The 12,736-nt window shown below is 62.0% G+C and carries 12 protein-coding genes; all 12 read right to left on the reverse strand.

Going from position 1 to position 12,736, the window contains the following annotated elements; genetic code table 11:
• Positions 1 to 8: 8 nt before the first annotated feature.
• Entirely contained in the window at positions 9 to 1,505 is a 1,497-nt protein-coding gene (gene der, locus ACVDHI_RS07315) for a ribosome biogenesis GTPase Der (protein ID WP_010675045.1), read from the reverse strand.
• A gap of 74 nt (positions 1,506 to 1,579) precedes the next feature.
• Complete coding sequence (gene bamB, locus ACVDHI_RS07320) at positions 1,580 to 2,764, reverse strand: outer membrane protein assembly factor BamB (RefSeq protein ID WP_039038719.1); 1,185 nt, start codon at positions 2,762 to 2,764, stop codon at positions 1,580 to 1,582.
• Positions 2,757 to 3,407 carry a YfgM family protein gene (locus ACVDHI_RS07325; RefSeq protein ID WP_039038720.1) on the reverse strand — a complete coding sequence of 217 codons (651 nt, stop codon included), beginning with the start codon at positions 3,405 to 3,407 and terminating at the stop codon, positions 2,757 to 2,759. The genes bamB and ACVDHI_RS07325 overlap by 8 nt, the downstream gene beginning before the upstream one ends.
• Positions 3,408 to 3,410: 3 nt before the next feature.
• On the reverse strand, positions 3,411 to 4,688 hold the full coding sequence (gene hisS, locus ACVDHI_RS07330; RefSeq protein WP_324061931.1) for a histidine--tRNA ligase: 1,278 nt from the start codon (positions 4,686 to 4,688) through the stop codon (positions 3,411 to 3,413).
• A gap of 138 nt (positions 4,689 to 4,826) precedes the next feature.
• Positions 4,827 to 5,957: a flavodoxin-dependent (E)-4-hydroxy-3-methylbut-2-enyl-diphosphate synthase gene (gene ispG, locus ACVDHI_RS07335; protein WP_010675049.1), complete on the reverse strand. Its 1,131-nt coding sequence runs from the start codon at positions 5,955 to 5,957 to the stop codon at positions 4,827 to 4,829.
• 10 nt (positions 5,958 to 5,967) lie between these two features.
• Positions 5,968 to 6,888: a RodZ domain-containing protein gene (locus ACVDHI_RS07340; protein WP_041213013.1), complete on the reverse strand. Its 921-nt coding sequence runs from the start codon at positions 6,886 to 6,888 to the stop codon at positions 5,968 to 5,970.
• Positions 6,878 to 7,669: a PilW family type IVa pilus biogenesis/stability lipoprotein TapF gene (gene tapF, locus ACVDHI_RS07345; protein WP_080768047.1), complete on the reverse strand. Its 792-nt coding sequence runs from the start codon at positions 7,667 to 7,669 to the stop codon at positions 6,878 to 6,880. Before tapF ends, ACVDHI_RS07340 begins: the two co-directional genes overlap by 11 nt.
• Before the next feature lie 11 nt (positions 7,670 to 7,680).
• On the reverse strand, positions 7,681 to 8,784 hold the full coding sequence (locus tag ACVDHI_RS07350; RefSeq protein WP_039038724.1) for a bifunctional tRNA (adenosine(37)-C2)-methyltransferase TrmG/ribosomal RNA large subunit methyltransferase RlmN: 1,104 nt from the start codon (positions 8,782 to 8,784) through the stop codon (positions 7,681 to 7,683).
• 167 nt (positions 8,785 to 8,951) lie between these two features.
• On the reverse strand, positions 8,952 to 9,380 hold the full coding sequence (gene ndk / locus ACVDHI_RS07355) for a nucleoside-diphosphate kinase (RefSeq protein ID WP_039038725.1): 429 nt from the start codon (positions 9,378 to 9,380) through the stop codon (positions 8,952 to 8,954).
• Positions 9,381 to 9,657: 277 nt separating this feature from the next.
• On the reverse strand, positions 9,658 to 10,941 hold the full coding sequence (pepB, locus tag ACVDHI_RS07360) for an aminopeptidase PepB (protein ID WP_039038726.1): 1,284 nt from the start codon (positions 10,939 to 10,941) through the stop codon (positions 9,658 to 9,660).
• Positions 10,938 to 12,239, reverse strand: a complete 1,302-nt coding sequence (pepB, locus tag ACVDHI_RS07365; protein ID WP_109112004.1) for an aminopeptidase PepB — start codon at positions 12,237 to 12,239, stop codon at positions 10,938 to 10,940. The genes pepB (ACVDHI_RS07360) and pepB (ACVDHI_RS07365) overlap by 4 nt, the downstream gene beginning before the upstream one ends.
• 157 nt (positions 12,240 to 12,396) lie before the next feature.
• Positions 12,397 to 12,735, reverse strand: a complete 339-nt coding sequence (gene fdx / locus ACVDHI_RS07370; protein ID WP_005299781.1) for an ISC system 2Fe-2S type ferredoxin — start codon at positions 12,733 to 12,735, stop codon at positions 12,397 to 12,399.
• Position 12,736: the final 1 nt, after the last annotated feature.

A 12,736-nucleotide genomic window follows, 5' to 3' on the forward strand; every position in this document is an offset into this window, starting at 1 on the left:
GCAGGGCTTTATTTCTTCGCTTTGGCCTTGAGCAGGCGCTTGCGCTGGCGTTCCTGGCTCAGGGTCAGGGTGTTCTTCTTGCCCTCGAACGGGTTGACCGACTCCTGGAACTCCACCCGGATCGGGGTACCCATGATCTTCAACGACTTGCGGAAGTAGTTGATGAGGTAGCGCTTGTAGGAGTCCGGCAGGTCGTTCAACTGGTTGCCGTGGATCACGATGCGCGGCGGGTTGTAGCCACCGGCGTGGGCATACTTCAGCTTGACCCGGCGACCATTCACCATGGGCGGCTGGTGATCTTCCTGGGCCATTTGCATGATGCGGGTCAGCATGGCGGTGCTGGTACGGCGAGTCGCGGACTCGTAAGCCTCGTTGATGGATTCGAACAGGTGACCGACGCCGCTGCCGTGCAGGGCGGAGATGAAGTGCACCCGGGCGAAGTCGATGAAGCCCAGACGTCTGTCCAGCTCGTTCTTGACGTCCTCTTTCACCTTCTGATCCAGGCCGTCCCACTTGTTGACCACCAGTACCACGGAGCGGCCGCTGTTGAGCACGAAGCCGAGGATGCTCAAGTCCTGATCGGTGATGGTCTCCCGGGCGTCAATGACCAGCAGGCAGACGTTGGCATCTTCAATCGCCTTGAGCGTCTTGATGACGGAGAACTTCTCCACCGTCTCGTGCACCTTGCCACGGCGACGCACGCCGGCGGTGTCGATGACCACGTATTTCTGATCGTCGCGCTCCATGGGGATGTAGACGGAGTCGCGGGTGGTACCCGGCATGTCGTAGACGATGACCCGATCTTCACCCAGCATGCGGTTGGTCAGGGTGGATTTGCCAACGTTGGGACGACCGACGATGGCGAACTTGATGGGCAGGTCGGCGAACGGCGTCTCCTTGGTGTCTTCCCGGGTGTCGAGCTCACCGGCAGCCACCATGCGCAGCAGGGCCTCTTCGTCGAACTCCTCCAGCTCCTCTTCCTCTTGTGCCTCGGTGGCAGAGCCGACCAGGGTCTCGAGGTGGGGGGCCAAGGCCAGCTCCAGCAGGCTCAGTACGCCACGGCCGTGGGCGGCCGCCATCTGGTAGACCTCGCCCAGGGCCAGACCGTAGAACTCGGACACCGCGGAGTCACCGTCGATGCCGTCGGTCTTGTTGGCCACCAGAAACACCTTCTTGTGGGTCTTGCGCAGGTGCTCGGCGATGGCCTGATCCGCCGCGGTGAGACCGGCACGGGCATCCACCATGAAGAGCACCACATCGGCCTCTTCGATGGCCAGCAGGGACTGCTCGGCCATCTTCAGCTCGATCCCCTCCTCGGTGCCATCGATACCGCCGGTATCGACCACGATAAATTCCAGCTCGCCCAGCTTCGCCTGGCCATATTTGCGGTCCCGGGTCAGGCCGGGGAAGTCGGCAACCAGGGCATCCCGGGTACGGGTCAGGCGGTTAAACAGGGTGGATTTCCCCACGTTGGGGCGGCCCACCAGGGCAACTACAGGAGTCATAAAAGCCTCATTCTCAAGACGACAAAGGCTCCGGGTCCGAAGACCAGGAGCCGGATATTCACATTATCGGACGATCAAGGACGCTTGAGGGCGTACAACTTGCCGTCACGGCTCTGCACATACAGGGTGTCACCCTCCACCAGCGGAGCGGCATAGAGACCACTGCTGTCGAGCTGCTGCATGGCCTTGATGGTCCCGTCGGTACGGTCCAGCCAATACAGGTAACCTTCCACATCGCCGACCACCACATAGTCACCCAGGATGACGGGGGCAGTCACGGTGCGGTTTTCCAGCTGGGTGTTGGACCACAGCTCGAGACCGTTGCGACGATCGACCGCAAACAGATGGCTGCGGCTGTCGGTCAGCACGATGGCATTGCCGGTCACCGCCATGTCGCGATAACCGGAATACTTGCGCTTCCACACTTCGTCGCCGCTCATCAGCTTGCGCGCCATCAACTGGCCGTTGTAGGCGATGGCGTAGAGCTCATCACCGGCAATCAGCGGACTGGCATCGACGTCCACCATCCGATCCAGCTCGGTGGCGCCGCGCGGGTCAGCCACCTTGGATTGACGCACAGGCTGGCCGTTGCTCAGCAGAGCGATGCCCACCTTGCCATCGGCGCGGCCATAGATGACGGCACCGTTGGTGATAATGGGGGCGCCGGCACTGCGCAGGGTCAGGGGCGGCTGCTCTTCGGACAGGGTCCACTGCAGTTTGCCCTCGTCGGTATCGAGCGCCACCAGGCGACCGGAGGTGGTCAGCACCACCACGCGGCCATCCTCAACGGCGGGGCTCGCCACCACTTCACCCGGCACCGTGGTCTGCCACAGCACTTCACCGTTGGCCTCGTTCAGGGCGTAGACCACCCCGTTTTCGGACCCGAGGAACAGCTTGCCGTAGCGGGAGACCAGGCCACCGGAGAGACGGGCACTGCGCTTGTCGGCGTTGATGGGCAGATCTGCCAGATCCACGCTCCACAGCTCCTTGCCGCTCTCGCGCTCGAAGGCGGTCACATCGCCATCGCGGGCCGCTGCATAGATGCGGTCCTCTTCCACCACCGGCTTGAGCTGGGAGTAGAAGTTGCCGATGCCATCCCCAACCGAGGAGGACCATGCCGTATCGGCAGTGAACGCGGACTCGACCTTGGGCAGGGGTGCCATGGGGTTGAGATCTTCTTCCGAACTGAACAGGGAGCAGCCCTGCAAGGCGAAGGAGACAGCCACCCCCAGCGCCATTCGCTTGTACAGATTACGCATCCGGAGCCTCGCCCGCAGTGACGGCTGGCAGCGCCAGATCATCCATTTTCAGCTTGAGTTCGGCGCTGCTCTGCAGGCCGCCGGCATCCGCCGCCGCCTGATAGGCATCGCGCGCTTCTTCAGCCTTGCCCTGCTTTTGCAGGATATCGCCGCGCACTTCCGCCACCTGGGCCTTGAAGGCGTCGTTGTTGATCTTGCCAAGCTGGGCCAGGGCCTCGTCTGCCTTGCCCTGATCGCTCAGGACCCGGGCCAGACGCAGGGCGGCGATGGGCTTGATGCTGTCGTCGCCACTGGCGGCCACCTGGGTCAGCTGCTCGGCAGCCAAATCCAGCTTGCCCGCCTTGACGGCGGCCGCGGCCAGTTGCAAGGCGGCCAGCTCGGCATAGGCGTCACCCTTGTGAGCGGTAATGAAGCTCTTTGCCTGCTCCAGGGCGGCGTCGTCCCCCTTGGCGAGCTGGGCGGTCATCTCGTTGTAAGCCTGGGAGGCGGCTTCCTGGTTGTTCTGCTGCATCTCGTTGTAGTAGCGCCAGCCAAAGAGGCCGACCAGACCGATAACAGTTCCTGCGATCACCGAGGTGCCGTTCTCTTTCCACCAGCTCTTGATGACCTCAACCTGTTGTTCTTCAGTGGTATACACTTCCACAGCTTACTCTCCTTTCGCTGCCAGCAGGGCAATGGCGGCATCGACCGAGACGGTCTGTTGCTCGGCCTGGCCACGCAGATATTTAATGGTGATCTCCCCGCTTTGCACCTCGGTCTCCCCAAGGATCAGGGCAATGGCCGCGCCGCTCTTGTCGGCACGCTTGAGTTGTTTCTTGAAATTGCCGCCGCCGCAGTGGCTCATGAGGCGCAAGTCCGGCAGGGCATCGCGCAGGCGCTCTGCCAGGGCAAAGCCAGCCTGCTCGGTCCCCTCACCCACCATGCAGAGATAAACATCCACCGCCGGGCGGATGTCAGCATTGAGTGCGAGGGTTTCAAGCATCAGCACCAGACGCTCCATGCCCATGGCAAAGCCCACCGCCGGGGTCGGCTGGCCACCGAGCTGCTCCACCAGGCCGTCGTAGCGACCACCGGCACAGACAGTGCCCTGGGCCCCCAGGCTGTTGGTCACCCACTCGAACACGGTCAGGTTGTAGTAGTCGAGGCCGCGCACCAGACGCTCGTTCACCTCGAACTGGATGCCGGCCGCCGTGAGCAGGCGCTTGAGCCCTTCGAAGTGAGCCAGGCTCTCTTCGCCCAGGTGGTCGAACAAACGGGGGGCACCTGCCAGGATGGCCTGTACTTTCTCGTCTTTGGAGTCGAGCACCCGCAGGGGGTTGCTGTACATGCGGCGCTGGCTCTCTTCGTCCAGCTCGCTCTTGTACTGTTCCAGATAGGCGACCAGGGCATCGCGATAGGCGGCACGTTCGCTGCTCTGGCCGAGGGTGTTGAGCTGCAGAGTCACGTGATCGCTGATGCCAAACAGGCGCCACAGGCGGTGAGTCAGCATGATGAGCTCGGCATCGATGTCCGGCCCGTTGATGCCGAACAGCTCGACCCCGAACTGGTGGAACTGGCGATAGCGACCTTTCTGGGGACGCTCGTGACGGAACATGGGGCCCATGTACCACATCCGGCGTTCCTGGTTGTAAAGCAGACCGTGCTCGATGCCGGCACGCACGCAACTGGCGGTCCCTTCCGGACGCAGGCTCAGGCTGTCGCCGTTGCGGTCTTCAAAGGTGTACATCTCTTTTTCGACCACGTCGGTCACTTCACCGATGGCACGCTTGAACAGATGGGTCTGCTCGACGATGGGCATGCGCACTTCGCTGTAGCCATAGCTGGCCACGACCTGGCGCAGGATCTGTTCTACTTTCTGCCATACCGGGCTCTGCTCCGGCAGGCAATCATTCATACCGCGAATAGCTTGGATCTGTTTTGCCACGTTGATACTCGAGAAAAAGAGGTAAAATTTGGCCGCATTATAGGGATTTTCGACCCCGAGGTAAAATCGGGTGCCCGGATGCGGGATGTAAAATCAACAACCTAAAGCCGGGGCCACCCCAGGTGGCCCCGTCATGGTTCAACCTTTGTCCACCTGGATCTGGTTGGCCGGATCCAGCATGGCGGCCCGGGCACGGATGCGACGCTCCAGGGTCGGGATCAAATCCTTGTTGTCGAGCCGGTCGACCCGCTGGCCCCCCTCGTAGAAGGCACTCTTGTTGGCGGCGCCCGCAAGGCCGAGATCGGAGACCAGCGCCTCCCCCGGACCGTTCACCACACAGCCGATGATGGAGACATCCATCGGGGTGATGATGTCTTCGAGCCGCTCTTCCAGGGCGTTGACAGTGCCGATGACGTCGAACTCCTGACGGGAGCAGGAGGGACAGGCGATGAAGTTGATGCCGCGGGAACGGATGCGCAGGGATTTGAGGATGTCGAAGCCCACCTTCACCTCTTCCACCGGATCGGCGGCCAGGGAGATGCGCAGGGTGTCGCCAATCCCTTCGCTCAGCAACATGCCAAGACCGATGGCGGACTTGACCGCGCCGGCGCGAAAACCGCCCGCTTCCGTGATGCCCAGATGCAGGGGTTGATCGATCTGCTTGGCCAGCAGGCGATAGGCACCGACCGCCAGGAAGACATCGGACGCCTTGACGCTCACCTTGAAGTTCTGGAAGTCGAGGCGATCCAGGTAATCCACGTGACGCATGGCGGACTCCAGCAGCGCCTCTGGGGTCGGCTCGCCGTATTTCTCCTGGAGATCACGCTCAAGGGAACCGCCGTTGACGCCGATGCGGATGGGGATATTGTAGTGACGGGCGCAATCCACCACCGCACGCACCCGCTCTTCGTTGCCGATGTTGCCCGGGTTGATGCGCAGGCAGTCGGCCCCGTACTCGGCCACTTTGAGGGCGATGCGGTAGTCGAAGTGAATGTCGGCCACGATGGGGATGCGGGTCTGCTGCTTGATGAGCTTGAACGCTTCCGCCGCCTCCATGGTGGGGACGGAGACCCGGACGATGTCGGCGCCGACCCGCTCGATCCGCTGGATCTGCTCGACGGTAGCAGCCACGTCCGTGGTCTTGGTGTTGGTCATGGTCTGTACCGTGATGGGGGCATCGCCCCCAACCGGCACGTTGCCGACCATGATCTGTCTGGATTTGCGACGAACGATGGGTGATTCGTGTGCGGGCTTTTCGTGAACAGACATGGCGGACTGATTACTCCTGCGGCAGTGAGAAGCGGGCAGTCCGGCCGTTGTTGTAACGGCTCATGTCGAAGGACTTGCCCTGATATTCGAGATTGACCGCCATGGGCGCGCCAATGATGAATCTGAGTGGCTCGGGTCCTTCCAGTACCAGTTCGTCGTTCGCCTTCTTCAGACCGCTGAACAGGGTCTTGCCGTTGGCATCCTTGACGTCCAGCCAGCAATCGGCGGTGAAGCTCATCTTGAGCTGGGGCGCCTTGGCGGGCTCGGTGGTCGTGCTCTCGGCAGTCGAGACCGCACCGGAAACGTCCGTCGGGACGGCTGCGCTGGCATCCGTAGCGACCACAGGCAGGGTCGCGGTGGCACCGCTCACCACAACCTGGGTGGACACGGCATCGGACGCTGCGGGCAGCACGGGCTCGGCGACCTCCACGGCGGGGGCAACATTCGCTTCCGGCGTATTGACGGTCGCGCTCATCTCGGTCGCCGCCAGGGCGTCGTCACCGGCGGAGCGGCGCGCCGTGCTCTGCCACCACCAGGCGACGGAGAGCCCGATCAGCACCAGGATCACCAGCCAGGTCACCACCTTGAGCCGGCTGTCATTGGCCTGCTGGCGGGAGCGACGGGAGAAGCTCTGCATGTCGATGTTGTCGGGGGGAGTCAGCCCCAGCTTTTCGTAGGCGGCGAGGATGGTCTCCTCGGGGATGCCCACGAGCTTGGCATAGGCCCGCAGATAGCCACGAATGAAGGTATGGGACGTATGCTTGTCATAGGTATCCGCTTCGATGGCGGCGATCAGGGTCAGACGAAGGTGAATGCGGGACGCAACCTGTTCCCGGGTCCAGCCGAGCTGTTCACGGGCGTTGCGCAGCAGCTGGCCTGGGCCCGCTGCCTGGGAGTCGTCTTGGAAATCGTGTGGCTGTTCAGTAGTCATTGGCTAAGTAACGCTTGGCTTGTTGCGAAGTGGGATATTGCCTTACCAGCTCAGTCCCGAATTGGTGAAGTAATGCCGGTTTGTCCATGGCCTGGGCCAGCCGCAGCCGGAGCCAGAGGCTCTCCTCGTTCTCCTCTGCCACGTCGGCAAAGCGCGCGAGGTAAGACTGGACATCAGGAAGCTTGCCATCTTTCATGGAAAGCTCGGCCATGTCCAGCAATAACCTAGGATTGCGGGGATTATACCCCAAGGCCAGACGATAATACTCGCCAGCCTTGTCATTTCTGTGATTTTGCATCGAGCAGAGCGCCGCATTCTCGTAGGTATCGGCGATCTTCACGTAATCGGGCTGGCTGACGGCCTGCAAGAACGCCTTTTCTGCTTCGTCGAAGCGGCCACGGTTGCAGAGGAAGGCGCCATAGTTGTTCATCGCGTCAGCATTGGACGGATCCATGGCCAGCGCTTTCTTGTAGCTCGCCTCGGCGGCCTTGAAATCCGACACCTGCTGGTAGAAATAGGCAAAACCGATGTAGACCTGAGGATTGTTGGGATCGTACTGAAGGGCGCGGTCGAGGTTGAATTTGGCCTGCTCGGCATTGCCCTGGCGCAGATACTGGATACCCAGATCGAGACGAGTCTGGGCGGCGGCCTTGAGGTCAGGACCCACTTCACGCTGGGTCGAATTCTGGCCAGCGTAAGTGGTCTCTGTGACACAGCCTGGCAGCGCACAGAGCGCTGCCACTACGATCAATGTACGGATATCCATTTCCTGTCTATACAATGGCTTAGGAGTTAAACCATTTTGACGGAAATCCCATCCTGTTGCATCCGATTTTTCATGGTGCGCTTGGTGCGGTCGATCACCTCCCCCACCAGCTGGCCGCAGGCGGCGTCGATGTCGTCACCACGGGTCTTACGCACGATGACGGTCAGGCCGTATTCCATCAACACCTTGGAGAAACGGTCGATACGGCTGTTGCTCGGCTTGCCAAACGGGTTGCCCGGGAAGGGGTTGAACGGGATCAGGTTGATCTTGCAAGGGGTTTCCTTGAGGACCTTGGCCAGCTCATGGGCATGCTGCATGTCGTCGTTGATGTGATCGAGCAGCACATACTCCACGGTCACCCGGCCGCCGTTGGCGTTGGACTTGGCCAGATAGCGGCGTACCCCGGCAAGGAAGGACTCGATGTTGTACTTGTCGTTGATCGGCATGATCTCGGAGCGAAGCGCATCGTTCGGCGCATGCAGGGAGATGGCCAGGGCAACGTCGATCTGGTCCCCCAGCATGTCCAGCGCCGGCACCACACCGGAGGTGGAGAGAGTGACGCGGCGCTTGGAGATGCTGAAGCCGAAGTCATCCATCATCAGCTTCATGGCAGGTACCACGTTGGCGAGGTTGAGCAGCGGCTCACCCATACCCATCATCACCACGTTGGTGATGGGGCGCTTGCCACCCACCACTTTGGCGGCACGCCACACCTGGCCGATGATCTCGGAGACTTTCAGGTTGCGGTTGAACCCTTGCTGGGCGGTGGAGCAGAAGGTGCACGCCAGGGCGCAGCCCACCTGGGAGGAGACGCACAGGGTAGCGCGGTCCGCTTCCGGAATGTAGACGGTCTCCACCTCCTGATCGCCCACCTGCAGCGCCCATTTGATGGTGCCATCGGCGGAGCGCTGTTCACGGCTGATCTCGGGGGCTCGGATCTCGGCAATGGCCTTGAGCCGCTCGCGCAGCGCCTTGTTGACGTTGCTCATCTGATCGAAATCATCACAACCGAAGTGATAGATCCACTTCATTATCTGGTCTGCCCGGAACGGCTTCTCGCCCAACTCGACGAAGAAGGCACGCATGGCATCCCGGTCGAGATCCAGCAGGTTGGTTTTTGTTTCGCTCATCAGGGGCCTCAGCTCACACACTTCATAAATTATCGGCTGACCTACGTCAGGGGGCGGCATTGTACAAATAATGGGTCTGGCTTTCCACCTGGAGAATAAGTGGATATTGGCAGGATGACCAAAAAACAAAAGGGAGCCGAAGCTCCCTTGGTCACCAGCAGACAACATCAGCCGCGCGGGCAGATCTCGTCGTCGGAGAAGAAGTAGGCGATTTCACGGGCGGCAGAGGCCGGGGCATCGGAGCCATGGACGGCGTTGCGATCGATGCTCTCGGCGTAGCAGGCGCGCAGGGTGCCGGCCAGAGCCTCTTTCGGGTTGGTGGCGCCCATGATTTCACGGTGACGGCGGATGGCGTCTTCACCTTCCAGCACCTGTACCATGACGGGGCCAGAGGTCATGAAACCGACCAGAGCATCATAAAACGGCTTGCCCTGGTGCTCGGCGTAGAAACCGGCGGCCTGTTCGCTGGTCAGGTGCAGCATCTTGGCGGCAACCACTTTCAGACCGGCGCTTTCGAAGCGGCTGTAAATGGCACCAATCAGGTTCTTGCTGACCGCATCCGGCTTGACGATGGAGAAGGTACGTTCGATAGCCATTGAGTTCTTTCCTTAACTACAGAGTTTTATTGTAGGAATCCATGTTCGGCGGCGATTATACGTAAACAAAAAACGAAATAACACACAAAAAATCAACTTTTTGTTAAACAAAAGAATCCTTGAAACAACATGGTGACTCATCTTGTGCCAGGGCAAAGAGAAAAAATGTGCGCTTGCGCACGATCGGCATGCTAATGCCTCAAAACCGTATCAATTGCTCAGCAAAGCAGCACTGGAAAGGGCACCCTGAGGTGCCCTTGTGATGCCGTTCACTGACTCAGCGCGTCTCCGCCATCAGGGTATGGGCGATGGTGCGCATCCCCAGGGTATTGGCCCCTGGCGCCCACAGACTGTCGCCGTTCTCGCTGAAGCAGGCGGCGAGATCGACATGCAGCCAGCCTCTTCCCTCATCAGGGACAAAGCGGGAGAGGAAGCCTGCCGCATTGGAGGCCCCCCCCGGTCCGCCGCCCGGCACGGGGCGGCTGTTGGCGGTGTCGGCATAGTGGGACGGGCACTGCTGGCGATGCCAGGGCTCCAGCGGCAGCGGCCATGCTGGCTCCTGCTCCGCATCCGAATAGGCCATGGCGCGGCTCACCAGCCCCTTGTCCAGTCCAAACAGGGCGTTGTAACGCCCCCCCAGCGCCATCACGGCCGCCCCGGTGAGGGTGGCGGCGTCGATGATGAGCGGCGCACCAGACTCGCCGGCCAGTTGCAAGCCGTCGGCCAGGATCAGACGCCCTTCGGCGTCGGTGTTGACCACCTCCACCGTGGTGCCGTTCTTGTAGGTGAGGATGTCACCCAGCTTGTAGGCATGGCCGGATACCAGGTTCTCGGCGCAGCAGAGGATGAGCTTCACCCGCTTGTCGAGGCCACGCAGAATGGCCAGCGCCAGCGCGCCGGTGACGATGGCGGCACCGCCCATGTCGTGTTTCATGGTCAGCATGCCCTGGGAGGTTTTCATGGAGTAGCCGCCGGAATCGAAGGTGATCCCCTTGCCCACCAGGGCGGCCGCTACCGGCGCCTTGGGATCCTTGCCCGGATTGAAATCCAGCTCCAGCATCACGGGCTCGCGGTCACTGCCACGACCCACTTGATAGAGACCGACCCAGCCCGCCTGTTGCAGCGCCTCTCCCTTGAGGATGCGATGGCTGATCCGGTCCGGTGCCAGCTCGGTGAGGAAGGCGGCGGCTTCGACCGCCAACTCCAGCGGCCCCAGCTGCTCCGGGGTGGCGTTGGTCATCTCCCGCACCCAGCGCCCGCACAGCCAGCGCGCCTCCAGCTCCTCCCTGTCCTCCTCGGACGAAGTGGCCCACTGCAACCCCACTTCCGCCTTGGGCGTCTGCAGCCCCTGGGCAAAGGCCCACTGCTGCTCCCGCTCCCAGTGGCCAGCCAGCACCACCTGCTGGATCCCCTGGCTGCACAGGCGCCGCGCCGCCTGCTGGATATCCAGCAAGGGAGTGGCGCTCACCAGATGGATCACCATGCCGTCGGCACGGTGGGAGAGCAGTGCCCCCTCCCCCCACTCGGCCGGTGCAAACTCTCGGCTCAACCAGACGTTCATGCGCACACCTCCTGCAACCAGCGGGCAATCGTGCGAAGACCATGGCCCTTGGCCCCGGTCGCCCAGAGCTCATTGCCCGACTTCTGATAGGAAGCGGCCAGGTCCAAGTGCACCCAGCCCTTGCCTTCGTCACGGACGAAGCGCGACAGGAACGCCGCTGCCGTGGTGGCGCCGGCAGTACCTTCGGCGGATGCCACATTGCCCAGCTCGGCAAAGGCCGAGGTGAGCTGGCCTGCGTGCCAGGGTTCGAGCGGCAGCGGCCAGGCCTTCTCGTTTTCGGCGTTGGCGGCAGCCAGCGCGCGCACCTGCTCCGCCTCATCGAGAGCAAACACGGCGTTGTAGTCGCGGCCCAGCGCGGTCTTGGCGGCGCCGGTCAGGGTGGCAGCGTCGAGGATGTAGGCAGCCCCGCTTTCGCTCGCGGCCAGCAGGCCGTCTGCCAGCACCAGGCGACCTTCCGCGTCGGTATTCTGGATCTCGACCGAGATGCCGTTGCGATAAGTGAGGATGTCGCCGAGCTTGAAGGCGTGGCCGGAGACCAGGTTCTCGGCGCAGCAGAGGATGAGCTTGACCCGCTTGTTCAGGCCACGGCTGATGGCCAGCGCCAGGGCGCCGGTCACCATGGCGGCGCCGCCCATATCGGACTTCATCGGCAGCATGTTGTCGGAGGACTTCATGGAGTAGCCGCCGGAATCGAAGGTGATCCCCTTGCCCACCAGCGCCGCGACCACGGGGGCGTTGGCATCCCCGGTCGGGTTGTAGTCGAGCTCCAGCAGCACCGGCTCGCGCTCGCTGCCACGGCCCACCGACCAGATCCCGATATGACCCGATTCACGCAAGGCTTCGCCAGCGGTGATGCGGGCGGTCACCTTGTCACCGCCGAGGCTGCGAATGAGCAGCAGAGCGGACTCCGCCAGGCTCATGGGGTAGATGGCTTCCGGGCAGCCGTTGGTCACCTCGCGCACCCAGTGGGTCGCCTTGAGCAAGGCGGCGAGTTCGGCCGCTTCCTGTTCGCTCTGTTCACCAAAATCGAGCTCGCGAACCCCCTTGGCGGCATAGAAGCCCTGGGCAAAGGCGTAACGACGCTCCCCATTCCACCCCTCGCCCACCAGCTTGATGCGCTTGATGCCGCTCGACTCGAGGCGTCTGGCCCCGCGCTGGATGGCGCGCAGCGCCTCCTTCTCCTGGCCAGCGGCCAGATGGAGATGGGCCTCGTCCCCGTTGAAACTGAGCAGGGCACCCTCGCCCCACTGGGCGGCGGCAGCCTGGGACGACAACCTTACGTTCATCATGTCAGCCATGTTCTCTTGCTTCCTTTTTATTGGCACTTTCATCAACGAATAGGGAAATCACGGGCACAAAAAAGGCCGCTCCCTCAAGGGTCACGGCCTTCACCATATCATTACTGCACCATGAGATGCTGCACGCGCAATTCACTCATGTGTAATTAAGGGGTCATCAGTGGCGCTCGGACGCCAGATTCAGGGTGTACTTGGGCAGTTCCACCACCAGATCCTCGTCCGCCAGTCTGGCCTGGCAGCTGAGACGGGATTCCGGCTCCAGCCCCCACGCCTTGTCCAGCATGTCGTCTTCCAGCTCGTCGCTAGGCTCGAGGGAGTCGAACCCTTCCCGCACCACGCAGTGGCAGGTAGTACAAGCACAGGACTTCTCGCAAGCGTGCTCGATCTCGATGCCATTGCGCAGTGCGATATCCAGAATGGTTTCACCGGTCGCACCTTCGAGGGCTGCGCCGTCCGGACAGAGCTCGGGATGGGGCAGAATAATCAGTTTTGGCATA

The organism is Aeromonas sp. 25-248, from assembly GCF_053005425.1.